Origin of the sequence: Streptomyces tibetensis, assembly GCF_007655005.1 — a bacterium.
GTDB lineage: Bacteria > Actinomycetota > Actinomycetes > Streptomycetales > Streptomycetaceae > Streptomyces > Streptomyces tibetensis.
In genome coordinates this window covers 410,006-434,095 of the sequence record NZ_SZVW01000002.1, presented here as the reverse complement: position 1 = coordinate 434,095, position 24,090 = coordinate 410,006, and the positions used below count along the sequence as shown (strand labels likewise).

At 71.7% G+C, this 24,090-nt stretch carries 20 protein-coding genes; 7 read left to right on the top strand and 13 right to left on the bottom strand.

The genetic code is table 11. The features are described from left to right. Nucleotides 1-72: 72 nt before the first annotated feature. The 4 genes from FDO69_RS04355 to FDO69_RS04340 form a co-directional block, all read right to left on the bottom strand. Nucleotides 73-2,202, bottom strand: a complete 2,130-nt coding sequence (locus tag FDO69_RS04355) for a 3-hydroxyacyl-CoA dehydrogenase NAD-binding domain-containing protein (RefSeq protein ID WP_104778350.1) — start codon at nucleotides 2,200-2,202, stop codon at nucleotides 73-75. After that, nucleotides 2,199-3,416, bottom strand: a complete 1,218-nt coding sequence (locus FDO69_RS04350; protein ID WP_030838745.1) for a thiolase family protein — start codon at nucleotides 3,414-3,416, stop codon at nucleotides 2,199-2,201. The genes FDO69_RS04355 and FDO69_RS04350 overlap by 4 nt, the downstream gene beginning before the upstream one ends. A 235-nt stretch (nucleotides 3,417-3,651) precedes the next feature. After that, nucleotides 3,652-4,686 (bottom strand): LacI family DNA-binding transcriptional regulator, encoded by a 1,035-nt coding sequence (locus FDO69_RS04345; RefSeq protein ID WP_104778348.1) that lies wholly within the window; start codon nucleotides 4,684-4,686, stop codon nucleotides 3,652-3,654. After that, a complete protein-coding gene (locus tag FDO69_RS04340; protein ID WP_104778346.1) occupies nucleotides 4,683-7,052 on the bottom strand; it encodes a glycoside hydrolase family 2 protein in 2,370 nt (789 codons plus the stop codon). The genes FDO69_RS04345 and FDO69_RS04340 overlap by 4 nt, the downstream gene beginning before the upstream one ends. Nucleotides 7,053-7,216: 164 nt before the next feature. Here FDO69_RS04340 and FDO69_RS04335 point away from each other — a divergent pair, with 164 nt between their 5' ends. The 3 genes from FDO69_RS04335 to FDO69_RS04325 are packed head-to-tail and all read left to right on the top strand — an operon-like array spanning nucleotide 7,217 to nucleotide 10,304. Then, nucleotides 7,217-8,530 carry an ABC transporter substrate-binding protein gene (locus tag FDO69_RS04335; RefSeq protein ID WP_104778344.1) on the top strand — a complete coding sequence of 438 codons (1,314 nt, stop codon included), beginning with the start codon at nucleotides 7,217-7,219 and terminating at the stop codon, nucleotides 8,528-8,530. Continuing rightward, complete coding sequence (locus FDO69_RS04330; protein WP_104778342.1) at nucleotides 8,530-9,477, top strand: carbohydrate ABC transporter permease; 948 nt, start codon at nucleotides 8,530-8,532, stop codon at nucleotides 9,475-9,477. The genes FDO69_RS04335 and FDO69_RS04330 overlap by 1 nt, the downstream gene beginning before the upstream one ends. Then, entirely contained in the window at nucleotides 9,474-10,304 is an 831-nt protein-coding gene (locus tag FDO69_RS04325; protein WP_104778340.1) for a carbohydrate ABC transporter permease, read from the top strand. The genes FDO69_RS04330 and FDO69_RS04325 overlap by 4 nt, the downstream gene beginning before the upstream one ends. Before the next feature lie 108 nt (nucleotides 10,305-10,412). On the opposite strand, the gene FDO69_RS04320 is transcribed toward FDO69_RS04325, so the two are convergent. From FDO69_RS04320 to FDO69_RS04310, 3 genes are all read right to left on the bottom strand, one after another. Then, nucleotides 10,413-11,702: a ribonuclease D gene (locus FDO69_RS04320; RefSeq protein WP_104778337.1), complete on the bottom strand. Its 1,290-nt coding sequence runs from the start codon at nucleotides 11,700-11,702 to the stop codon at nucleotides 10,413-10,415. Between the two features lie 187 nt (nucleotides 11,703-11,889). Further along, complete coding sequence (locus FDO69_RS04315; RefSeq protein WP_003993737.1) at nucleotides 11,890-12,552, bottom strand: response regulator transcription factor; 663 nt, start codon at nucleotides 12,550-12,552, stop codon at nucleotides 11,890-11,892. Between the two features lie 342 nt (nucleotides 12,553-12,894). Beyond that, nucleotides 12,895-13,569, bottom strand: coding sequence for a DUF3000 domain-containing protein (locus tag FDO69_RS04310; protein ID WP_104778336.1), 675 nt, complete (start codon nucleotides 13,567-13,569; stop codon nucleotides 12,895-12,897). 102 nt (nucleotides 13,570-13,671) lie between these two features. Between FDO69_RS04310 and hemE the strand changes: the two genes are divergently transcribed. After that, nucleotides 13,672-14,739: a uroporphyrinogen decarboxylase gene (hemE, locus tag FDO69_RS04305; RefSeq protein ID WP_104778334.1), complete on the top strand. Its 1,068-nt coding sequence runs from the start codon at nucleotides 13,672-13,674 to the stop codon at nucleotides 14,737-14,739. 65 nt (nucleotides 14,740-14,804) lie between these two features. Here hemE and FDO69_RS04300 read toward each other — a convergent pair whose 3' ends face one another. Beyond that, complete coding sequence (locus FDO69_RS04300; RefSeq protein WP_324826343.1) at nucleotides 14,805-15,077, bottom strand: hypothetical protein; 273 nt, start codon at nucleotides 15,075-15,077, stop codon at nucleotides 14,805-14,807. Nucleotides 15,078-15,278: 201 nt separating this feature from the next. Here FDO69_RS04300 and FDO69_RS04295 point away from each other — a divergent pair, with 201 nt between their 5' ends. Next, the gene (locus FDO69_RS04295) at nucleotides 15,279-15,611 is read left to right on the top strand and encodes a hypothetical protein (protein ID WP_104778332.1); all 333 of its coding nucleotides are present in this window, start codon (nucleotides 15,279-15,281) and stop codon (nucleotides 15,609-15,611) included. A gap of 92 nt (nucleotides 15,612-15,703) precedes the next feature. Here FDO69_RS04295 and FDO69_RS04290 read toward each other — a convergent pair whose 3' ends face one another. Next, entirely contained in the window at nucleotides 15,704-17,131 is a 1,428-nt protein-coding gene (locus FDO69_RS04290) for an FAD-dependent oxidoreductase (RefSeq protein WP_104778331.1), read from the bottom strand. Between the two features lie 27 nt (nucleotides 17,132-17,158). Continuing rightward, a complete protein-coding gene (locus tag FDO69_RS04285) occupies nucleotides 17,159-18,130 on the bottom strand; it encodes a DUF4349 domain-containing protein (RefSeq protein ID WP_104778329.1) in 972 nt (323 codons plus the stop codon). A gap of 158 nt (nucleotides 18,131-18,288) precedes the next feature. Here FDO69_RS04285 and hemG point away from each other — a divergent pair, with 158 nt between their 5' ends. Further along, nucleotides 18,289-19,734, top strand: a complete 1,446-nt coding sequence (hemG, locus tag FDO69_RS04280; protein ID WP_104778327.1) for a protoporphyrinogen oxidase — start codon at nucleotides 18,289-18,291, stop codon at nucleotides 19,732-19,734. A gap of 4 nt (nucleotides 19,735-19,738) precedes the next feature. Beyond that, nucleotides 19,739-20,470: a hydrogen peroxide-dependent heme synthase gene (hemQ, locus tag FDO69_RS04275; protein ID WP_104778326.1), complete on the top strand. Its 732-nt coding sequence runs from the start codon at nucleotides 19,739-19,741 to the stop codon at nucleotides 20,468-20,470. Nucleotide 20,471: 1 nt separating this feature from the next. Here the strand turns inward: hemQ and FDO69_RS04270 are convergent, their stop codons facing one another. The 3 genes from FDO69_RS04270 to FDO69_RS04260 form a co-directional block, all read right to left on the bottom strand. Beyond that, complete coding sequence (locus FDO69_RS04270) at nucleotides 20,472-22,109, bottom strand: alpha/beta hydrolase (RefSeq protein ID WP_104778324.1); 1,638 nt, start codon at nucleotides 22,107-22,109, stop codon at nucleotides 20,472-20,474. Nucleotides 22,110-22,226: 117 nt separating this feature from the next. Further along, nucleotides 22,227-22,997, bottom strand: coding sequence for a TIGR04222 domain-containing membrane protein (locus FDO69_RS04265; RefSeq protein ID WP_104778321.1), 771 nt, complete (start codon nucleotides 22,995-22,997; stop codon nucleotides 22,227-22,229). 86 nt (nucleotides 22,998-23,083) lie between these two features. Beyond that, nucleotides 23,084-23,845, bottom strand: coding sequence for a DUF4142 domain-containing protein (locus FDO69_RS04260; protein ID WP_104778319.1), 762 nt, complete (start codon nucleotides 23,843-23,845; stop codon nucleotides 23,084-23,086). Nucleotides 23,846-24,090 lie beyond the last annotated feature (245 nt).

The following is a 24,090-nucleotide window of genomic DNA, read 5'->3' as shown; positions in this document are numbered from 1 at the left end:
TGGCGGCATGCAGAAAGGGGGGCGGGTGCACGGATTGTTACCGTACGCCCCACCCCCCTCAGGGGTTACGCGTTACGCCGGGACGCTCGCGACGCCCTGCGCCAGGAACGGCTTGCCGTTCACGCGCTCGGAGACACCCTCGCGGTCCAGGTACGGCGTGATGCCGCCCAGGTGGAAGGGCCAGCCGGCGCCCGTGATGAGGCACAGGTCGATGTCCTGCGCCTCGGCGACGACGCCCTCGTCGAGCATGATGCCGATCTCCTGCGCCACCGCGTCGAGCACGCGGTCGCGGACCTGCTCCTCCGTCAGGACGCTGTCGCCCTGCTTCAGCAGCGCGGCGACCTCCGGGTCCAGCTCCGGCTTGCCGGAGTCGTAGACGTAGAAGCCGCGCTTGCCCGCCTTGACGACGGCCGCGAGGTTCGGGGAGACCGTGAAGCGGTCCGGGAAGGCCCGGTTGAGGGTCTCCGAGACGTGCAGACCGATCGCCGGGCCGACCAGCTCCAGCAGGACCAGCGGCGACATCGGCAGACCGAGCGGCTCGACGCCCTTCTCGGCGACCTCGACGGGGGTGCCCTCGTCGATGATGTTCTGGATCTCGCCCATGAAGCGGGTCAGGATGCGGTTCACGACGAACGCCGGGGCGTCCTTGGTGAGGACCGCGGTCTTCTTCAGCTTCTTGGCGACACCGAACGCCGTGGCGAGGGAGGCGTCGTCGGTCTTCTCACCGCGGACGATCTCCAGCAGCGGCAGGACCGCGACCGGGTTGAAGAAGTGGAAGCCCACGACGCGCTCGGGGTGCTTCAGCTTCGAGGCCATCTCCGACACCGACAGCGAGGAGGTGTTGGTGGCGAGGATCGCGTGCGCCGGGGCGACCGCCTCGACCTCCGCGAACACCTGCTGCTTGACGCCGATCTCCTCGAAGACCGCCTCGATGATGAAGTCGGCGTCCGAGAAGCCCTCGGCCTTGTCCAGCACACCGGACACCAGCGCCTTGAGGCGGTTGGCCTTGTCCTGGTTGATGCGGCCCTTGCCGAGCAGCTTGTCGATCTCGGCGTGGACGTAGCCCACACCCTTGTCGACGCGCTCCTGGTCGATGTCGGTCAGCACGACCGGCACCTCCAGGCGGCGCAGGAACAGCAGCGCGAGCTGGCTGGCCATCAGACCGGCGCCGACGACACCGACCTTGGTGACCGGGCGGGCCAGGGACTTGTCCGGGGCACCGGCCGGGCGCTTGCCGCGCTTCTGCACCAGGTTGAAGGCGTAGATGCCGGAGCGCAGTTCACCGCCCATGATCAGGTCGGCGAGGGCCTTGTCCTCGGCGTCGTAGCCCTGCTGGAGGTCGCCGTTCTTGGCTGCGGCGATGATGTCCAGGGCGCGGTAGGCGGCCGGGGCCGCGCCGTGCACCTTGGAGTCCGCGACGAAACGGCCCTTGGCGACGGCCTGGTCCCAGCCCTCGCCGCGGTCGATCACCGGGCGCTCGATCTCCAGCTCGCCCTTGAGGACGGCCGCGGTCCAGATCAGCGACTGCTCCAGGAAGTCCGCGCCCTCGAAGATCGCGTCGGCGATCCCGAGCTCGTAGACCTGCTTGCCCCCCAGCTGCTTGTTCTGGTTGAGGCTGTTCTCGATGATCACCGAGACGGCCTTCTCGGGGCCGATCAGGTTCGGCAGCAGCGTGCAGCCGCCCCAGCCGGGCACCAGGCCGAGGAAGACCTCGGGGAGCGAGAACGCCGGCAGGGCCGCGGAGACGGTGCGGTAGGTGCAGTGCAGACCCACCTCGACACCGCCGCCCATCGCGGCGCCGTTGTAGTACGCGAAGGTCGGCACGGCCAGCTGGGACAGCCGCTTGAAGACCTCGTGGCCGCCCTTGCCGATGGCGAGCGCGTGCTCGTACTCCTTGAGGATCTCCACGCCCTTGAGGTCGGCGCCGACCGCGAAGATGAACGGCTTGCCGGTGATACCGACGCCGATGATCTCGCCGTCCGCCGCCTCCTTCTCGACCTGGTCGATGGCGGTGTTCAGGTTCGCCAGCGAGGCCGGGCCGAAGGTGGTCGGCTTGGTGTGGTCGTGGCCGTTGTCCAGGGTGATCAGGGCGAAGCGCCCGGCACCCAGGGGGAGGTCGAAGTGGCGTACGTGCGCACTCGTGACGACCTCGTCCGGGAACAGCTCGGAAGCCTGCTTGAGAAGCTCGGCGGTGGTGCTCACTTGTCCCCCTCGAAGTGCGGGTTCTCCCAGATGACCGTCGCGCCCATGCCGAAGCCGACGCACATGGTGGTCAGGCCGTAGCGGACGTGCGGCTGCTCCTCGAACTGGCGGGCCAGCTGCGTCATCAGACGGACGCCGGAGGAGGCCAGCGGGTGGCCGAACGCGATGGCGCCGCCGTACTGGTTGACGCGCTCGTCGTCGTCGGCGATGCCGTAGTGGTCCAGGAAGGCCAGGACCTGGACGGCGAAGGCCTCGTTGATCTCGAACAGGCCGATGTCGGAGATCGACAGGCCGGCCTGGGCCAGCGCCTTCTCCGTCGCCGGGATCGGGCCGTAGCCCATGACCTCCGGCTCCACGCCCGCGAAGGAGTAGGAGACCAGGCGCATCTTCACGGGGAGGTCGTGCTCCCGCGCGAAGTCCTCGGAGGCGATGAGCGAGGCGGTGGCGCCGTCGTTCAGACCGGCCGCGTTACCGGCGGTGACCCGGCCGTGCACACGGAACGGGGTCTTCAGGCCGGAGAGGTTCTCCAGGGTGGTGCCCGGGCGCATCGGCTCGTCGGCCGTGACCAGGCCCCAGCCCGTCTCACCGGCCTCGGGGGAGGTGCGGCGTACCGAGACCGGCACCAGGTCGGCCTGGATCTTGCCGTTGGCGTACGCCTTGGCGGCCTTCTCCTGGGAGCGCACGGCGTACTCGTCGGCGCGCTGCTTGGTGATCTGCGGGTAGCGGTCGTGGAGGTTCTCCGCGGTCATGCCCATGAAAAGGGCCGACTCGTCGACCAGCTTCTCGGAGACGAACCGCGGGTTCGGGTCCACGCCCTCGCCCATGGGGTGGCGGCCCATGTGCTCGACGCCGCCCGCGATGGCGATGTCGTAGGCGCCGAAGGCGACGGAACCGGCGACCGAGGTGACGGCGGTCAGGGCGCCGGCGCACATGCGGTCGATGGAGTAGCCCGGCACGGACTGCGGGAGACCGGCGAGGATCCCGGCGGTGCGGCCGATGGTCAGGCCCTGGTCACCGATCTGCGTGGTCGCGGCGATGGCGACCTCGTCGATCTTCTTCGGGTCGAGTCCGGGGTTGCGGCGCAGCAGCTCCCGGATCGCCTTCACGACGAGGTCGTCGGCACGGGTCTCGTGGTAGATGCCCTTCGGGCCCGCCTTGCCGAACGGGGTGCGGACGCCGTCGACGAAGACGACGTCCCTGACGGTACGAGGCACGATGGCTCTCCTCCAGGGTCAGGATCTGCATTGCTGCTGCGATGCGCTGAGCGCGCGCTCAGGCCCCATGCTACTTATGAGTAACGTAGCTGCACAGTCCTGGCAGGCGGAGCGGTGAAGGTCACATCTCGTCTCCGGGTCGTGCGGTGCCTTCGGGGGCGCGGGACCGTTCCGATATGCGGCTCCGCCGCGTGGGCGCGACCAGCCACAACGCACCCGCACTCCGGTACGGCGCTCACCGAGGCGGCGCTGTGGACCCCCGAGGCATCAGCACAGGAGTCGGCACAGGATGCGACCCACCCTCACCCCCGGCGATCACCGAGAACAACGTCCGAGCCACGTCTGCTCCAAAACCATGCACGTCATGGCTCATGGCCGAAAGCGTCGGATGCGTCAGCCGGCACAGCTGCGAGTCGTCCCAGGCCAGCAGCGACACGTCCTCCGGCACCCGCAGACCCATCTCCGCCGCCACCGACAGGCCCGCCACCGCCATGATGTCGTTGTCGTAGAGGATCGCGGTCGGCCGGTCGGCCCGCGCCGCGGTCAGCAGCGAGCGCGTCGCCCGCGCCCCCGCGTCCCCCGAGAAGTCCGTCCCGACCTGCCACGCCCCGGCCAGCGCCAGCGTCCCCGCCGCCTGGTCGAACGCCGCCGTCCGGATCGCCGTGTGCCCGAGGTCCGCCGCCCCGCCCACCCGGGCGATCCGACGGTGCCCGAGGGCGGCCAGATACCGCACCGCCTCCGTCACGGCCGTGGCGTCGTCCGTCCACACCGACGTGAGCCCCCCGGTCAGCGAGGGATGCCCGACGGCGACCGCCGGCATCCCGAGGCGCTGGGTCATGGCCGCCCGCGGATCGTCCGCGCGGAAGTCGACGAGGATCGACCCGCCGATCTGCCGCGCCCGCCACCACGCCTCCTGGACGCCCACCTCCTCGTCCATGTTCCGCACCAGCCTCAGCAGCAGCGAGCTGGAGTGTTCGGCCAGGACGCTCTGCACGCCGGAGACGAACTCCATGTACCAGGGTTCGAGCCCCAGGACCCGCGCCGGCCGGCACACCGCCAGGCCCACCACGTCCACCCGCGATCCGGCCAGGGTCCGCGCCGTGAGACTCGGCGCCCAGCCCAGTTCGTGCGCCGCCCGGAAGATCCGGTCCCGGGTGGCATCCGAGAGCCCGGGCTTGTGGTTGAAGGCGAGGGACACGGCACCCTTCGAGACGCCGGCGCGCGCGGCGACGTCCTTGATGGTGACGCGAGGGGTCGGCGTTGCCGTCATCGGGTGGGCTCCACGCAGTACAGGGCCGAACGGGCGGTCTCCGCGTCCGGAGTCTTCCAGCCGCGCACCCCGATGGTCACCTCTTCGCCCGGCAGCAGGGTGACCAGCCCCCGGTCGGCCCTTGCCCCCGGCTCCAGCCGGTCGGCCTGGAGCAGCAGGTCCCGGACCAGGGTGCGGGCGGTCACGGTGATGCCGCCCGGGGCGAGCGCGACATCGAACCCGGGCTGCGGGTAGGCGACTTCACGGTCCGGCAGCGGGAAGTGCACCGCCCGCAGCCCGTCCACGTCGGCGACCAGGAACTCCTCCGGCCCGACGGGCGTCAGCTCGGGCGGCACCTCGACCCGGGCCACGGCCCGTGCCCCGGCCGTGAACTTCACACCCGTCTGCCCCAGAGTCCCGCCCGCCACGGACATCCGGCGCAGGATGAGGGCCCCCGCCCAGTCCCCGGCCGCCTGGTTCACGGCGGCCAGCTGCAAGCCGCCGTCCCCCGCCAGGATCGTCAGCAGCCGGTCCGAGTACAGCCGCCTCAGCTCGTGGTACAGCGGTTTCTCCCGGCCGTCCCCGTCGATCGCCGCCCAGGACGTCACCGGCCAGCAGTCGTTGAGCTGCCAGACGATCGTGCCCGCGCACATCGGCCAGTGCGCCCGCCAGTGCTCGATCCCGGCAGCGATCGCCCGTGCCTGGTTGAGCTGCATCAGGTAGTGCCACCGGTCGAAGTCGCCCTCCGGCACGGCGAAATGCCGCTGGAGCCCCCGCTCCAGCTTGCCGTTGCCGTCGTCGGCCTTCTGGTGGTGCAGCATGCCGGGGGAGTCCGGCGCGAGCTCCTCCCCGGGCAGGGCCCGGCGCAGCGTGGTGTACGCGGGCGGTGCCTGCCAGCCGAACTCGGCGACGAAGCGCGGCACGCTCAGCCGGTAGTCCGCGTAGTCCTCCCGGTTCCACACCTCCCACGAGTGGTGGGTGCCGTGCGCCGGGTCGTTCGGGTGGTGCTCCCACGACCCGGACCAGGGGCTGCCCGCCGCGTACGGCCGGGTCGGGTCCAGCTCGGCCACCACGCGCGGCAGCACGCCCAGGTAGTACCCCTCGCCCCAGGAGTCCCCGGCCAGCCGCGGCTCCCACTCCCAGTCCCTGAAGCCCCACAGGTTCTCGTTGTTGCCGTTCCACAGCACGAGCGACGGATGCGGCATCAGCCGTACGACGTTCTCCCGCGCCTCGGCCTCCACCTCGCCGCGCAGCGGCTGCTCCTCCGGGTAGGCCGCGCAGGCGAACGGGAAGTCCTGCCAGACCAGCAGCCCGAGGTCGTCGCAGGCGTCGTAGAAGTCCTCGCTCTCGTAGATGCCGCCGCCCCAGATCCGTACGAGATCCACGCCCGCGCCGGCCGCCTGCTCAAGGCGTTCCCGGTAGCGCTCGCGGGTGATCCGGGACGGGAAGACGTCGTCGGGGATCCAGTTGACGCCCCGCGCGAAGAGCCGCTCGCCGTTGACGACGAGGGTGAAGCCGGTGCCGTGCGCGTCGGGCCGCCGGTCCAGCTCGACGGTCCGGAAGCCCACCCGCCGCCGCCACACGTCCAGCGCCTCCTCGCCGTGCAGCAGCGTCAGCTCCACGTCGTAGAGCGGCTGTTCGCCGTACCCGCGCGGCCACCACAGCCGAGCGTCCGGCACCCGCAGCCGTACGACCCCGCCCGCCCCCTCGATCTCGACCCGCGCCCGCACTCCCGCGACGGTCGCCTCCACGGCGAGCGGTGCCTCGACCCGGGTCCGTTCGACGTCCACGACCAGCTCGACGACGCCCGTGCCCTCCTCGACGGTGACCAGCGGACGCACCCGGGCGATCCGTGCCGTCGACCAGTGCTCCAGGCGCACCGGCCGCCAGATCCCGGCCGTCACCAGGGTGGGTCCCCAGTCCCAGCCGAAGGAGCAGGCCATCTTGCGCAGGTACTGGTAGGGCTCGGCGTAGGCGGCGGGGCGCTCGCCGACCCGGCCCCGCACCGCCTCCGCCTCCGCGTACGCCGAGACGAACCGTACGGACAGCCGCCCGGACAGGCCCGTCACGTCGAACCGGTACGAGCGGTGCATGTTGCGGACCTTCCCCAGTAGCCGCCCGTCCAGGGAGATCTCGGCGACGGTGTCGAGCCCGTCGAAGACCAGGTCGGTCTGCTCCTGCGCGGACGAGCCCCCGAGCTCCCGCTCGTAGGTCCAGTCGCGGCGCCCGACCCAGGCCACCTCGGTCTCGTTGCGCCCGAGGAACGGGTCCGGGATCACCCCGGCGGCCATCAGGTCGGTGTGCACGCACCCCGGCACGGTGGCCGGCAGTCCGCCCGAGTCGTGCCGCAGGATCCATCCGTCGCAAAGCGGTGTGGCCTCCAGCATGCGCACTCCCTTAACCGGTCCAGTAAGAGGCGGGGTCCTGTTTTTCGCATCCTTGGCGGGAATGGGACTTTACCGGTTGAGAAAGCGCTGTCAGAGTGCCGAACCAGCCATACCGCACGTGCTCGTCCGTCCCGAGTTCCCCTCAGCGAACGGAGCTGACGCACATGAACCGCCGTACCCTCCTCGCCCTCGCCGTGGGCGCAGCCCTGCTGGCCTCCGGCTGCACCGGCTCCAAAGGCTCCGCCAAGGGCGCCGACGCCGAGGCGCCCGACGACCCTGCCAAGGTCGACGGGACCATCACCGTCCTCACCCACCGGACCGACCTCGTGCAGGACGGGACGATGAAGAAGTACGCCGCCGAGTTCAACAAGACGTATCCGAAGGTGAAGGTCGAGTTCGACGGCATCACCGACTACGAGGGCGAAGTCAAGATCCGTATGAACACGGAGAACTACGGGGACGTCCTCATGATCCCGGCGGTGATCGAGAAGAAGGACTACCCCAAGTTCTTCGCCTCGCTGGGCGGCCAGGCGGAGCGGAGCAAGAAGTACCGCTTCACCGACTACACGGCCGTCGGCGGCAAGGTCTACGGCCAGAGCCCGCTCGGCGCCCTTCCGGGGTTCATCTACAACAAGAAGGTGTGGAGAGAGGCCGGGGTCACCCAATGGCCCACGACACCGGCCGAGTTCCTCGCCGGCCTCAAGGCGATCAAGTCGAAGACCGACGCGGTCCCCTACTACACCAACTTCAAGGACGGATGGCCGCTCAGCCAGTGGACGGGCGTCAGGGGCTCGGTCAGCTGCGACGAGCAGGCCACCACCAGGTGGGCCGAGGGCAACCCCTGGGCCGAGGGCGGCGAACTGCGGGTGGCGGACAGCCTGCTGTACGACATCGTGCACGAGGGGCTCGTCGAGAAGGACCCGACCACCACCAACTGGGAGGCGTCCAAGCCCAAGCTGGCCAAGGGCGAGATCGCCACCATGTGGCTCGGCTCCTGGGCGGTCATCCAGATGCAGGGCGCGGCGAAGCAGGCCGGCGCCGACCCGGACGACATCGGGTTCATGCCCTTCCCCGCCCAGAAGGACGGCACGTTCTGCGCGGTGACGTCGCCCGACTACAACCAGGCCGTCAACGTCCACTCCTCGCACAAGGGCGCCGCCCGCGCCTGGATCGACTGGTTCACCGACAAGTCGGGCTACGCCGAGGACAACCTCGCGCTGTCCCCGCTCAAGGACGCCCCCCTGCCCGACATCCTGAAGCCGTACGAGGAGGCGGGCGTCAAGCTCCTCGACCTCGACGACAGCAAGGGCGCCGAGCTGAAGACCATCGAGAACCAGTCCGAGGTGGGCATCAACAAGCCCGACTACCGCAAGGAACTCGTCGACATGGCTCGCGGCGCCAGGAAGGGCGACCCGGACGACTACCTGGACGGCCTCGGTGAGAAGTGGACCGAGACCCAGAAATCGCTGGGGTCCTGATGACGGGCACGACCGAGACGGCGGCCGTCAAGGCCGCCGCGGGGGCGGCCGTCCCCGCCCCGGCCCCCGCCCCGCGCCCGGCACGCCTGTGGCGCGGGGCCACCCCCTGGCTCTTCCTGCTCGCCCCGCTCACTCTCCTGATCGTCTTCACCTACGCGCCGATCGCCAACATGGTCGCGTACAGCTTCACCGACTGGGACGGAGTAAGCCCCGAACTGAACTTCACGGGCGCCGAGAACTACAGCGAACTCTTCACCCGCCCCGAGCTGTTCGAGGTCTTCTGGGTCAGCGGCTACTACCTGGCGGCCTCCGTCGTCCAGATCGTCGCCGCGCTCTACTTCGCCACGATCCTCAGCTTCGACGTCCGCTTCCGGAACCTCTTCAAGGGCGTGCTGTTCTTCCCGTACCTGATCAACGGCGTGGCGATCGGGTTCGTCTTCCTCTACTTCTTCCAGGACGGCGGCACCCTCGACTCGGTCCTGAGCCTGCTCGGCGTGGAGACGGACCGGGCCTGGCTCGGCACCCCGGAGTCCGCGAACACCTCCCTGGCCGGCGTCTCCGTCTGGCGCTACCTGGGCCTGAACTTCGTACTGTTCCTCGGCGCGATCCAGTCGATCCCGGGGGAGCTGTACGAGGCGGCCGAACTGGACGGCGCGAACCGCTGGCACCAGTTCCGGTACATCATCGCGCCGGGCATCAAGCCGGTGCTGTCCCTCACCGTGATCCTCTCGATATCGGGCTCCCTGTCGGTCTTCGAGATCCCGTACATCATGACGGGCGGCGCGACCGGCACCGAGACGTTCGTGATCCAGACCGTGAAGCTGGCCTTCCAGTTCAACAAGACGGGCCTCGCCTCGGCGGCCGCGCTCGTGCTGCTGCTGATCGTCCTCGCGGTGACCTGGGTGCAGCGGCGCCTCGCCCCCGACGACAAGGTGGACCTCGTATGACCCGCCGCGCGGTGACCCGCGTCCTCGTGTACCTGTCGCTGATCGCCGCGACCGCGGTGGTCCTGCTCCCGCTCGCCGCGGTGTTCCTGACCTCCCTGAAGTCCGAGCGGGAGATGGCCGACGGCAGCGGAGCGCTCGCGCTGCCCGAGGACCCGTTCAACTTCCACAACTACGTGACGGCGTTCCAGGACGGCCGGATGCTCTCGGCCTTCGGCAACACGGCGATCATCCTGGTCGTCGCCATCGGCGGCACGGTCCTCATCGGCTCGATGACGGCCTACGCCATCGACCGCTTCCGTTTCCGCTTCCGCAAGGCGGTCCTGGCCCTGTTCCTGGTCGCGGCGCTGGTACCGGGTGTGACCACTCAGGTGGCCACCTTCCAGATCGTCAACAGCTTCGGCATGTTCGACAGCCTGTGGGCCCCGATCGCCCTCTATACGGGCACGGACATCGTCTCGATCTACATCTTCCTGCAGTTCGTCCGGTCCATCCCGGTCTCACTGGACGAGTCCGCCCGCCTGGACGGCGCCAACGCCTTCACGGTCTATCGCAAGATCATCTTCCCGCTGCTGAAACCGGCGATCGCGACGGTCGTGATCGTGAAGGGGATCACCGTCTACAACGACTTCTACATCCCCTTCCTCTACATGCCATCCGAGGATCTTGGCGTGATCTCGACGTCGCTGTTCCGCTTCAAGGGCCCCTTCGGCGCCCACTGGGAGACGATCTCGGCAGGCGCGATCCTGGTGATCGTCCCCACGCTGGCCGTCTTCCTGTTCCTGCAGAGGTTCATCTACAACGGTTTCACGCAAGGGGCCACGAAGTAGGCGCCCTTCCTAGGGGCGCGGGACCATGCCGATGTGCGGCTCCGCCGCGTGGGCGCGACAAGCCGAAGACCACCCGCAGCCGCCGTGCGACGAGGAAGCCGACGGCGGCTACGCCTCCTTGACGGACAGCGCCTCCACAAGCACGGGCGTCACCTGCTCCACCTGCCACGGCCGCGCCCCGTGCCCGGCCAGCGCCGCCGCGACGGACTCCGCATCCACCACCGCCGGAGGCTCCCAGCACACCCGCCGCACCGTGTCCGGTGTGATCAGGTTCTCCTGCGGCATGCTCAGCTGCTCGGCCAGCGCCGACACCCCGGCCCGGGCCGCGGACAACCGCGCCGCGGCCGCGGGGTCCTTGTCGGCCCAGGCGCGCGGCGGCGGAGGGCCGGTCACCGACTGCCCCGGCTGCGGCAGCTGCGCCTCGCTCAGCGCCTTCGCCCGGTCGACGGCCGCCTGCCACTGCTCCAGCTGCCGCTTGCCCACGCGGTGGCCGAAACCGTTCAACGCGGCCAGCGCGTGCACATTGGCCGGAACCGCCAGCGCCGCCTCGACGATCGCCGCGTCCCCGAGCACCTTGCCCGGCGACACGTCCCGCCGCTGCGCGATCCGGTCCCGGGTCTGCCACAGCTCCCGTACGACGGCCAGCTGCCGCCGCCGGCGCACCTTGTGCATGCCGGACGTACGCCGCCACGGGTCCTTGCGGGGCTCGGGCGGCGGAGCCGAGGCGATCGCGTCGAACTCCTGGCGGGCCCACTCCAGCTTGCCCTGCCGGTCCAGCTCCTTCTCCAGCGCGTCGCGCAGGTCGACGAGCAGTTCCACGTCCAGCGCCGCGTAGCGCAGCCAGGGCTCGGGCAGGGGCCGGGTCGACCAGTCGACGGCGGAGTGTCCCTTCTCCAGGACGAAGCCCAGGACGCTCTCGACCATCGCGCCGAGGCCGACCCGGGGGAACCCGGCGAGCCGCCCGGCCAGCTCCGTGTCGAACAGCCGCGTCGGCACCATGCCTATCTCGCGCAGGCAGGGCAGGTCCTGGGTGGCGGCGTGCAGCACCCACTCGACGCCGGACAGGGCGTCGCCGAGGGCGGACAGGTCGGGGCAGGCCACGGGGTCGATCAGGGCCGTTCCGGCGCCCTCGCGGCGCAGCTGCACGAGGTAGGCGCGCTGCCCGTAGCGGTAGCCGGACGCGCGCTCGGCGTCGACGGCGACGGGGCCGGACCCCGCCTCGAAGGCGGCGATCACCCGGGCCAGGGCGGTCTCGTCCGCGATGACGGGCGGAATGCCCTCACGCGGCTCGAGCAGAGGGATCGGCGCCTCCGTAGCAGAAGATCCGCCGTCGTCCGGAGGGGCGCCTCCGGTGGTTCGCAGTGAGCTGTCTGCTGCGGTGTCGTGGGCGTCGGTCACCTGTCAAGGGTATCCATGTATGGACAGCGCCCGCCGACGGAACGTTCCGTCGGCGGGCGCTCGAGGGTCGCAAACCAGTCATGTCGGGGAAGCGGCGGGTTCACGAACCGTGAGTGACGTGCACGGGGCCGGCGGCCGGTCCCGCCTCACGTGAGGGGATGATCACGAGGGGTCACGGCGGAGCGGGTCAGTGGATGATCCCGGTCCGCAGTGCCACCGCGACCATGCCGGCGCGGTCGCCCGTGCCGAGCTTGCGGGCGATGCGGGCGAGGTGGCTCTTGACGGTCAGGGCGGACAGGCCCATCGAGACGCCGATCGCCTTGTTCGACTGGCCCTCCGCGACCAGCCGCAGCACCTCGACCTCGCGGCCGGACAGTTCGCGGTAGCCGCCCGGGTGGCTCGGGGCACCCGGGGGGCGGCGGTGCAGTCGCGCGGCGGCGGCGCCGATGGGGGCGGCGCCCGGCCGGGTGGGGAGCCCGACGTTGGTACGGGTGCCGGTGACGACGTAACCCTTCACGCCGCCGGCGAGTGCGTTGCGCACGGCACCGATGTCGTCGGCGGCGGAGAGGGCGAGCCCGTTGGGCCAGCCCGCCGCGCGGGTCTCCGACAGCAGCGTGAGGCCGGAGCCATCCGGCAGGTGGACGTCTGCGACACAGATGTCGCGGGGGTTGCCGATGCGGGGACGAGCCTCCGCGATGGACGAGGCCTCGATGACGTCGCGCACACCGAGCGCCCACAGGTGGCGGGTGACGGTGGAGCGGACGCGCGGGTCGGCCACGACCACCATGGCGGTGGGCTTGTTCGGGCGGTAGGCGACCAGGCTTGCGGGCTGCTCGAGGAGAACGGACACCAGGCCTCCTGGGGTGCGGGACGGGGCCGGCTCGTGGGGGTGAAGCCGGGACGAACCGTGCTTTCAAGGTCACAGTCGTCTTCGGCACCGAACCCGTCCGCCTTTAGAGAATGATCACGAATCGGTGATAACAATCCGTGCAATTCGGACACGCGGTCGATCATTCGAAGGTCGAACGGTTTCGGTCTGCGTCGATACGCGGTCGAAAGTGGCCGTATCGACAAAGTGATTCGGCCAAGAGGGGTACTCAGGTGTGATCGTCGACCGGACATGGTTGACCGCCCCGCACAAGGTCGATCAGTGCGGGGCGGTCAGGGGGCGTTCGGGGAGGTCAGGGGCCGGTCAGCGGGACTGCGGTCCTCGCCGCTGGGGCAGCGTCACCACCGACGCGTCTCCGGGAACGGCCGGGGGCAGCCCCGCGATCTGGGCGAGCAGATCGCACCAGGCGGCCAGGTGCGCGGCCGTGTCCGGGACCCCGCCCAGGCCCTCGCGCGGCGTCCACGACGCGCGGATCTCGATCTGCGAGGCCGCCGGGCGCGCCGAGAGCCCACCGAAGTAGTGGGAGCTCGCGCGCGTGACCGTGCCGCTCGGCTCCCCGTAGGTCAGCCCGCGTGCCTGGAGCGCGCCGGTCAGCCAGGACCAGCACACCTCCGGCAGCAGCGGGTCCGCCGCCATCTCCGGCTCCAGCTCCGCACGCACCAGCGTCACCAGCCGGAAGGTGCCCCGCCAGGCGTCGTGCCCGGCCGGGTCGTGCAGCAGCACCAGCCGGCCGTCGGCCAGGTCCTGGTCGCCGTCGACGACCGCCGCCTCCAGCGCGTAGCTGTGAGGAGCGAGCCGCCTCGGCGGGGGCGTCGGCTCGACCTCGATCTGAGGCCGCAGCCGCGCCGCCTTGAGCGCGTCGACGGCGGCCCGGAAGGGCAGCGGGGCGGAGTCCGCCTCCCGCCGGTCGTTCTCGGTGTCCTTCGCTTCGTCCATTCCGCCAGCGCCGTCCGACAGTCGTCCCTGAGCCGCAGCCATGCGGGAAGATTACGGGGACCGGAGCCCGGGTGTGGGGCTAGACACCCCGCGCCTGCCCAGGGGCTGAATCACGCCGTTCTGCGGCGTGCGAAACTTGGGCCCGTGAGTGCCAACGACGCCCCTCGGGCCCAGCAGCCGTCCGCCGCATACGACTCCGCCTTCCTCAAGGCCTGCCGGCGCGAGCCCGTGCCGCACACGCCGGTGTGGTTCATGCGGCAGGCCGGGCGCTCACTGCCGGAGTACCGCAAGGTGCGCGAGGGCATCCCGATGCTCGAGTCCTGCATGCGGCCCGACCTGGTCACCGAGATCACGCTCCAGCCGGTGCGCCGGCACGGCGTGGATGCGGCGATCTACTTCAGCGACATCGTCGTCCCGCTCAAGGCCATCGGCATCGACCTCGACATCAAGCCCGGCGTCGGCCCGGTCGTCGAGCGCCCGATCCGCACCCGGGAGGACCTCGCGCAGCTGCGCGACCTGACCCCCGAGGACGTCTCCTACGTCACCGAGGCCATCGGTCTGCTCACCCGCGAGCTCGGCGCCACGCCCCTCATCGGCTTCGCCGGCGCGCCCTTCACCCTCGCCAGCTACCTCGTCGAGGGCGGCCCGTCCCGCACGTACGAGAACGCCAAGGCGATGATGTACGGCGACCCCGAGCTGTGGACCGACCTGCTCGACCGCCTCGCGGACATCACCGCCGCGTTCCTCAAGGTGCAGATCGAGGCGGGTGCCTCGGCGGTCCAGCTGTTCGACTCCTGGGCCGGTGCGCTCGCCCCCGTCGACTACCGCCGCTCGGTGCTGCCGGCCTCGGCGAAGGTCTTCGAGGCCGTGGCCGGCTACGGCGTGCCGCGCATCCACTTCGGTGTCGGCACCGGCGAGCTGCTGGGCCTCATGGGCGAGGCCGGCGCGGACGTCGTGGGCGTCGACTGGCGTGTCCCGATGGACGAGGCCGCCCGCCGGGTCGGTCCCGGCAAGGCACTCCAGGGCAACCTCGACCCGACGGTGCTGTTCGCCCCGACGGAGGCCGTCGAGGCCAAGACCCGCGAGGTCCTGGACTCGGCGAAGGACCTGGACGGCCACGTCTTCAACCTCGGCCACGGCGTCATGCCGTCCACGGACCCGGACGCGCTGACGCGGCTCGTGGAGCACGTGCACACGCTGACCGCGCGCTGAGGCGGCCCGGGCCCGCCCGGCGTTCTCGTACAGAGGACAGCCCCTCGCGTGAGCGCGTTCGCGGTTCAGGACGGCGGGCGGTCCCCGGTGGCCCGGATCAGCCACCAGGTGGCCGCGAGACAGCCGGCCGCGGGCAGGGCCAGCAGCATCGGTACGGCGTCGACACCGGCCAGTTCGATGCCCTTGCCCAGCACCGGCCCGGCGGCCACCCCGCCGATCATCGAGGCGGCGATCACATAGGCTCCGGCCCGTCGCGCCCGCGGCACCGCCCGGGACAGCCACGGCAGCCCCGTGGGAAAGATCGGCGCGTGGACGATCACCGTCACCTCGCAGGTCATGCTCCCCGCCTACCGGCAGGAACTCCGTTACGTCCTGCTGCTGCCCACGGACGGCTCCCCGCAGGGCCCATGAGCCCGCACTGTGGTGCCGGTGGACAAAAGGGTGCGGTGCTGAACGCAGCCGCCGGGGGGTGCGTATGTGTCGGCAACCGCCCGCGGCGCGGGGAAGGCGGGTCGCGGGGCCGACGTGAGGAACAGGCGATGAACGACCGAGGTACTCCCGCGATGCACGCACTGCCCGACGGCGAGGCGGAGCTGACGCTGGTGGTGCGGCTGCCCTGGGAGGACGTGGCCCGCCTGGGCCAGGAGGCGGGGCGGCTGGCGACCCAGTTGCGGCGGCCCGTGACGCTGGAGGAGGCGGTGAGCCACCGGTTGCGGTCGACCCGCGTGGCGTCGCACGCGAAGCCGGCGGGGGAGCAGCCGCCGGCGGTGACGGCCGCTTCGGCGTCGGTGTCCTCGTTGCCGTCGCGGCCGCCGGCGGAGCAGGCGAGGCAGGCGATCGACCGGATCAACGGTACGGCGGGGACTGCGTAAGGGCTTCGCCGTGGGGGTGCGGGGTCGTCGCCGGGTGCGCGACCTCTGTGGCTTGTCGCGCGGTTCCCCGCGCCCCTGAAGACCCCGCCCCGTTACGAGGTGCCGCGGATCTTCGCCGACGCCTTGCGGGCCGCCACCAGGATCGGGTCCCAGACCGGGGAGAACGGGGGCGCGTAGCCGAGGTCCAGGGCGGTCATCTGTTCCACCGTCATGCCTGCCGTGAGGGCGACGGCCGCGATGTCGACCCGCTTGCCCGCGCCCTCCCGGCCGACGATCTGGACGCCGAGGAGACGGCCCGTGCGGTGCTCGGCGAGCATCTTGACCGTCATGGGGGAGGCGTTCGGGTAGTAACCCGCGCGGCTGGTCGACTCGATGGTGACCGACTCGAAGCGCAGCCCGACGCGGTGGGCGTCCTTCTCGCGCAGGCCCGTGCGGGCGATCTCCAGGTCGCAGACCTTGCTGACCGCCGTGCCGACCACACCCGGGAAGGTGGCGTAGCCGCCGCCGGCGTTGGTGCCGATGACCTGGCCGTGTTTGTTGGCGTGCGTGCCGAGCGGGATGTGCCGCTCCTGGCCCGAGACCAGGTCGAGGACCTCGACGCAGTCGCCGCCGGCCCAGATGTTCTCCTGGCCGCGCACCCGCATCGAGCGGTCCGTGAGCAGACCGCCGTGCGGGCCGAGGGGGAGGCCGGCGGCGCGCGCGAGGGTCGTCTCGGGGCGGACGCCGATACCGAGCACGACGACGTCCGCCAGGAACTCGCGGTCCTGGGTGACCACCGCCCGCACCCGGCCTCCCCCGAGCTCTCGGCTTCGCTCGAGCGGGGAGGTGCCCCCCTCGCCGGTCAGGATCTTCGTGACCTCGGCGTCGTTCACCATCGTGATGCCCAGGCCCTCCATGGCCTCGTGCACCAGGCAGCCCATGTCGGGGTCGAGGGTCGACATGGGCTCGCTGCCGCGGTTGACGACCGTCACCTCGTAGCCGCGCTTGATGAGCGCCTCGGCCATCTCCACGCCGATGTAGCCGGCCCCGACCACCACCGCGCGACGGCCACGCGTGTGCTCCAGCGTGTCGAGGAGCGCCTGGCCGTCGTCCAGCGTCTGCACACCGTGCACCCCGGCGGCGTCCGCCCCGGGCATGTCCGGCCGGATCGGCCGGGCCCCGGTCGCGAGCACCAGCTTGTCGTAAGACGTCCAGGCCTCCTCGCCGGAGTCGACGTCACGCGCGCGTACCCGCTGCCGGTCGAGGTCGAGCTCCGTCACCTCGGTACGCAGGCGCAGGTCGATGTCCCGGGCGCGGTGCTCCTCGGGGGTGCGGGCGACGAGCTCGTCCCGTTCGGTGACGTCGCCACCCACCCAGTAGGGGATGCCGCACGCCGAGTACGACGTGAAGTGGCCCCGTTCGAACGCCACGATCTCCAGCTCGCCGGGGCCCTTCAGGCGGCGCGCCTGTGACGCCGCGGACATGCCCGCGGCGTCACCGCCGATGACGACCAGTCGCTCCCGTGCACGGCTCAGGTTCATGCGAACACGCTACGGGAGCAGGGCATTTCAGTCCCGCTCACCCGGCGTTCCCGGCTGCGCGGACTCCGGCGCCGGCCGGGCCGTCGGCAGCGGGCCCAGCGCGGTCGCCGCGGGCGCGGGGCGGCGCGGCAGACGGGGACGTACGACGCGCAGCCACAGCCAGACGACCAGCGCGGCCACCGCCGCGAACGGCAGGACCGCCCCGAACGCCACGGCGAGCCAGCGCAGCATCGTCACGAAGGCGCTCCAGCCGCCCGCGAGCGCGTCCACGAACCCGGGATCGTCGTCCTTCGCCTCCTTCTTCACCGGGGTCTCGGACAGCGACAGGGTGATGGTGGCCAGGCTGGTGCGGTCCTTCAGCGACGTCTGCCGGGCGAGCAGCGCCTCCAGGTCGGCCTGGCGGGTGCTCAGCTCGCCCTCCAGGGTCACCACGTCACTGAGCTTGGTGGCCTGGTCCATCAGCTCGCGGATCCGGGCCACGCTGGCGCGCTGCGTCTTGATCCGGCTCTCCACGTCCACGACCTGGTCGGTGACGTCCTCGGCCTTCGCGCTGCGGTCGAGGAGCTTGCCGGAGCCCTCCAGGTCGGCGAGGACCTCCTCGTACTTCTCGACGGGCACGCGCAGCACGACCCGGGTGCGCTCGTGGCCCCCGGCGTCCCGGGTGGTCGTCTCGTTGCCGACGTAGCCGCCCGCGTTCTCCACGCCGGTGCGGGCCTGGTCCAGGGCCTTGGGGACGTCCTTGACCCGCACGGTCAGGGAGGCCGTGCGGATGATGTGGCTCGTGGCGAGCTTCGGCGGCGCCGTGGCCTTGGCGCCGCTTCCGGTCCCGCCGGGGGCGGCCTCGCCCGAGACGCCCTTGCCGTCCGCCCCGCGGTCGGCGGAGCTGCTGCCGCCCGAGGCGTCGTCCCCGGCGCTGCACCCCGTGAGGGCCAGGGCGGCCGCGAGCAGGAGCGCGGCCAGGGCCGGGACGGGGTGTCGTACGGATCGTCGTGTGCGCATGCGGGCATCCCCCGGGGGTCGATTCTGCTGACGCTTCTTCGACGCCGGGGCGGGGCCGATCGTTTGGCCCGGGACGGTTCCGATGCGGTCACGGTCGGGACTCGTACAGGACACCGGGGCGCCGCGGCGCTGTCAGAGGGGTCTGAGAAGCTGGGGGCATGCGCGAAGTGCAAGGGCGGGTCGTCGTCATCGGGGCGGGTATCGCGGGCCTGGCGGCCGCGCACCGGCTGCTGGACCGCGGGGCGCGGGTGACCGTGCTGGAGGCCTCCGGCCGGGTCGGCGGCAAGCTGCTGCCCGGAGAGGTCGCGGGCGCGCGGGTGGACCTCGGCGCCGAGTCGCTGCTGGCCCGCCGCCCCGAGGCCGTGGCGCTCGCCCGCGAGGTGGGCCTCGCCGACCGCCTCCGGCCCCCGGCCACGGCGACGGCCTCGCTGTGGACCCGCGGCGCCCTGCGCCCCTTCCCCAAGGGGCATGTGATGGGCGTGCCCGGCACCGCGTCCGCCCTGGCCGGCGTGCTGTCCGAGGAGGGCCTCGCCCGCATCGAGCAGGACGCCGAGCTGCCCCGTACCGAGGTCGGCGACGACGTGGCGGTCGGGGAGTACGTGACGCAGCGCCTCGGCCGCGAGGTCGTAGACCGCCTGCTGGAGCCCATGCTGGGCGGGGTGTACGCGGGCGACGCGTACCGCATCTCCATGCGTTCGGCCGTTCCGCAGCTCTTCCAGGTGGCCCGGACCCACACCTCCCTGACGGAAGGGGTCCGCGAGCTCCAGGCCAAGGCGGCCGCGGCCCGGCAGACCGGCCCGGTGTTCATGGGAATCAAGGGCGGCATCGGCACCCTGCCCCTCGCGGTGGCGGACTCCGTCCGCACCCGCGGGGGCGAGATCCTCACGGGCACGCCGGTGACCGGGCTGCGCCGCACCCCCGAGGGCGGCTGGCACGTCGTCTCCGGTGAGCGCGAGTGGCTCGCGGACGCCGTGGTCGTCGCCGCCCCCGCCCCCGTCGCCGCCCGGCTGCTGCGCGCCGAGACCCCCGGGGCCGCCGCCGAGCTCGACGCCGTCGAATACGCCTCCATGGCCCTGGTCACCCTCGCCTACCGCCGTGCGGAGACGGCCCTGCCCGACGGCAGCGGCTTCCTCGTGCCGCCGGTCGACGGACGGACCATCAAGGCGTCCACCTTCGCCTCGCAGAAATGGGGCTGGATCGCCGACGAGAACCCCGACCTGGTCGTCCTGCGCACCTCCGTCGGGCGGTACGGCGAGACGGAGATCCTCGAGCGCGACGACAGCGAGCTGGCCGACGTCTCCCGGCAGGACCTGAAGGCCGCGACCGGCCTCGACGCCACACCCGTCGCCACCCACGTCACCCGCTGGGACGACGGCCTGCCCCAGTACCCCGTCGGCCACCACGCGCGCGTGGCCCGCATCCGCGAGCACATCGCCCGCCTCCCCGGCCTCGCCGTCTGCGGCGCCGCGTACGACGGCGTCGGCATCCCCGCCTGCATCGCGAGCGCGTACGCCGCCGTCGACCGGATCCACGGTGACCCGGTCGCTGTGCAGGAGCTCACCGCCCACCCGGTGCAGAGCCTGCACGGCGGAGCGGGAGAATGAGGCCATGAGCAACGACGCCCCTACCCCCGAGTCCGGCAGGATCCCGAACAAGGGCAAGCTGGCCAAGGACCTCAACGAGGTCATCCGCTACACGCTCTGGTCCGTCTTCAAGCTGAAGGACGTCCTGCCCGAGGACCGCGCCGGGTACGCCGACGAGGTCCAGGAGCTGTTCGACCAGCTCGCCGCCAAGGACGTGACGATCCGCGGCACCTACGACGTCTCGGGCCTGCGCGCCGACGCCGACCTCATGATCTGGTGGCACGCGGAGACCAGCGACGCGCTGCAGGAGGCGTACAACCTCTTCCGCCGGACCAAGCTGGGCCGCGCCCTGGAGCCCGTCTGGTCGAACATGGCGCTGCACCGCCCCGCCGAGTTCAACCGCGCGCACATCCCGGCGTTCCTCGCCGACGAGACGCCCCGCAACTACGTCAGCGTCTACCCCTTCGTGCGCTCCTACGACTGGTACCTGCTGCCCGACGAGGACCGCCGCCGCATGCTCGCCGACCACGGCAAGATGGCCCGCGGCTACCCGGACGTGCGCGCCAACACCGTCGCCTCGTTCTCCCTCGGCGACTACGAGTGGATCCTCGCCTTCGAGGCCGACGAGCTGTACCGCATCGTCGACCTCATGCGTCACCTGCGCGCCTCGGAGGCCCGTATGCACGTCCGCGAGGAGGTGCCGTTCTACACGGGCCGCCGCAAGGACATCGCCGAGCTGGTCGCCTCGCTGGCCTGACTCAGCGGACGCCTCTGCGAGCCCCGGCCCTCACCTTGTCCGGGGCCGTCGGTTTCGGCTCGGCGTGCGTAGCCGCCGGTTTCGGCTCGGCGTGCGGGGCGCAGTCCGTGCGTCGTCCCGGCAGCCGCCCCTCCAGCAGGTACGCCTCCATGTGGCCGTTGACGCAGGCGCTGGGGCCGCCCGCCAGCCCGTGGGCGCCTGCGTCCCGCTCCGTCACCAGAACCGAGCCCGCGAGACGGTCGTGGAGGTCGAGGGCGCCGTCGTACGGAGTGGCGGCGTCCCGCTCGGCGGCCAGAATCAGCGTCGGCGGCAGCTCGCCCGGCCCGGCACCGACGTCGAGCGGCCGCTGCCGGGGCGCCCGCCAGTAGGCGCACGGCAGGTTCGTCCACACGTTGTCCCAGGTCTCGAAGGGCGCCAGCCGCGCGAGCCGGGTGTTGTCCCGGTCCCACACCGTCCAGTCCGTGGGCCAGGGGGCGTCGTTGCACTCGACGGCCAGGTACACCGCCCGTGAGTTCTCCGCCTCGGCTGCCGCCTCCGGTTGCTGTTCCGCCTGCTCGATCAGGGGCTTCGGGTCACCCTTGAGGTACGCCGACAGCGCGTGCGCGCGGTGCGGCCACTGGTCGTCGTAGTACCCGGCCTGCAGGAACGCCCCCTGCAACTCGCCCGGTCCGACCTTCCCGCCCGCCGGCTCGGCGGCCAGCCGCGCGCTCGCGCGCTCGTAGCTGCGCAGCACCTCTCGCGCGGTCGCGCCCAGCCCGTACACGTCGTGGTGCCGGGCGGCCCAGGCCCGGAAGTCCGCCCAGCGGCGCTCGAACGCCGCCGACTGGGCGAGGTTGTTGCGGTACCAGATCCGGTGGGGGCCGGGGTGGACCACCGAGTCGAACACCATCCGCCGCACGTGCGCGGGGAACATCGTCGCGTACAGGGCACCGAAGTACGTTCCGTACGACGAGCCCATGAAGGTCAGCCGCTCCTCGCCGAGCGCGGCGCGCAACACGTCCAGGTCGCGGGCGTTGTTGAGGGAGTGGTAGTGGCGCAGGGCGCCGCCCACGCGCTCGGCGCAGCCGCGCGCGTACGCCTTCGCCCGCGCGATGCGTTCCTTCTTGAATGACTCCGAGGGGTGGGCCGGTGCCTGCGAGGGCCCCTCGAAGAACTGCTTCGGGTCCGTGCACGACAGCGGTCCCGAACGGCCGACCCCGCGCGGGGCGTAGCCGACGAGGTCGTACGCGGCCGCGATCCGCTTCCACTCGGGGAGCAGGCCGATGAGCGGGAAGTACAGGCCGGTGGCGCCCGGCCCGCCCGGGTTGTAGACGAGGGCGCCCTGCCGCCCGACCGTCTGCTCCCCGTGGTGCGGGTCCTTCCGCGTGGCCCGGGCCCTGCTGACGGAGAGTTCGATCTGCTCGCCGTCCGGGCGGGCGTAGTCCAGTGGGACGCGCACCGTTGCGCACCGCATGCTGCCGGGCAGGTCCTGCGCGTCGGGGCAGGGGCCGAAGTCGACACCGGCCGCTTCGGCCCGCGCGGCCGCCACGGCGGTGCCGCGCCGCTCCGCCGCCCCGGTCGGGTCCTCGGTGCCGGGGGCAGCGGTGAGGGTGCTCAGCAGCAAGGACCCGGCGGCCGAGTAGAGGAGGGCGGCTCTCATGCGTATCCCTTCGGTGCACGGTGGCGACCAAAGGGATGTTTCGTTCGGCGAGGGGGGAAGGCAAGCACCGTCCGCCGGTGTCGGGCTGCATGCCCCTTGTGCGCCCGCCCCGGTCGGTCAGTCGTGCGACCCGCGGTGCGTGAACGCCGCGCGCAGGTCCGGTTCGCCGATCGCGCTGACGCCGCGCACGGCCACCGAGGTGAGGTACGTACGGTCGTCGGCGGTGCCGTCCGCGGTCCGGGTCAGGGTGCCGAGCAACTGCCGCCCGGCCGGCGAGGCCCAGCGCGAGTAGGGGTGGATCTCGACCCGCGCGACGGCCAGGCAGCTCAGGGTCAGGGCGAGCGGCAGCGCGAACCACAGGGCGACCAGGTGCCGCGGCATGTCCGGCGGAGCGGGCGTCAGCAGCGCGGCCACGCCCAGTCCGAGGACGGCGACGGCGGCCACGCGGACCTGCCGGACGGCCGTCGCGACCGTCGTACGGGCACTGTCCGGCACCGCGAGCCCCGCGCGTACCAGCCCCTCGGCGATCCCGCGCACCGCGTCGGCCGCGGCGGCCGTGGACCGCACCGGCGCGATCCGGGACTGCCCCTCGGGACCGATGGCCCCTATCACCGACCGCTCCATCTCGTCCCGCCCGCGCGGGTCGACGACTGTCGCCCAGCCGGTGTGCGCCAGGAGCAGCCGGCGCTGACGGGCCATCGCGACCAGCGTGACGTCGGCGACCCGGCGGGGCCCGCCGGAGAGGAACGCTGCCTCGTACAGCGTGAGTTCACGACCCGGGCCGGTGTCCGCGTCCACGGCTGCGGCGCGCATGGCGGCCAGGCACAGACGCGTACACGCCGTGCCGGCCACGGCCCAGGCCGCCAGCAGGAAAAGAACCCAAAGCATATGTTGTTTGTATGTGACACGGTCCCGAGAACACCATGCCTCGTTCACAATCCGGACGGAGTGTTGTCAGTATGTGACGTTCCGCTTCAGCTCGGTGGCGGGCTGTAGGCGGGCGGCGGAAGTGTGTATTCCGGCGAGGGTGACGAGGGCGACGAGGGCAGCGTGGGTGGCGGGATGGCCGGTCCCGGGCCGGTGGCCGGGGGAGTGCCGGCGTCGGCCAGGTCGCGGGCCACGGCGTCGAAGTCGACGTAGCCCGTCGCCTCCAGGACCTTGATGTGGTCGAGGACGGTCGTGTTGGCGTCGTCGGCGAGCTCGCGCACCAGGGAGTTGCGGGTACTCGCTCGGACCTGGGCGACGACCGGGAACACCTTGCCGTGCGCCAGTCGCAGGAGCGTGGCGAACTCGCGGTCGTAGTCGACTCCTCGCGCCCGGTCGAGCCGGTCCAGCCACTGCTTCTGCTGCTCGCCGGGCTCGTCCGGCAGTGCGAGGTTCAGGCGCGCGGCGACGTCGCGGACCCGCTCGTCCAGGAACCGGTGCCCCTCGACGAGGTGCCGGCCCGCCGTCCGCACGGCCGGCGTGGTCCCCTTCGACCGCGCCTGCCGCCCCGCGGGCAGCTCCCACAGCCCGGCCAGCCGGACCTTCGTGAGGAAGTCCTGGTCGAGTGCGGACAGCGGGCCGTAGTCGGTCCGCAGGGTCTGGGCGCTCAGCACGTTCGGTGCCGGTCCCGGCCGGTCCGTGTAGGTCCAGATCGGGAAGACCAGCGCGGCGAGCGTCGCCGCCAGGCACGTGACGATGAGTCCCGTGCCGCTGAAGATGCCTCGGCCCTTGACGGGGGGTCGCGGTCGCATGGTGGTGCCTCCTGATACGGCACCGCACGCCAGTGCGCTTCGGGTGCGGAGTTGACATGTTACTTCTGGGTCTACGTCAACTGCCGTACGTGGATGAATGGTTGTTTCGGGGGTGGTCAGGGACAAATGTGGGACATGAAGGGGGTGGCATACCGGGATGTATGGGCATGAAGCATCCAGCGTGTTCCGTGCGTGCGATCCGGGTGTTGGCCCCGGCACACTCGGGCGCGCAGACCCGGAGCCGG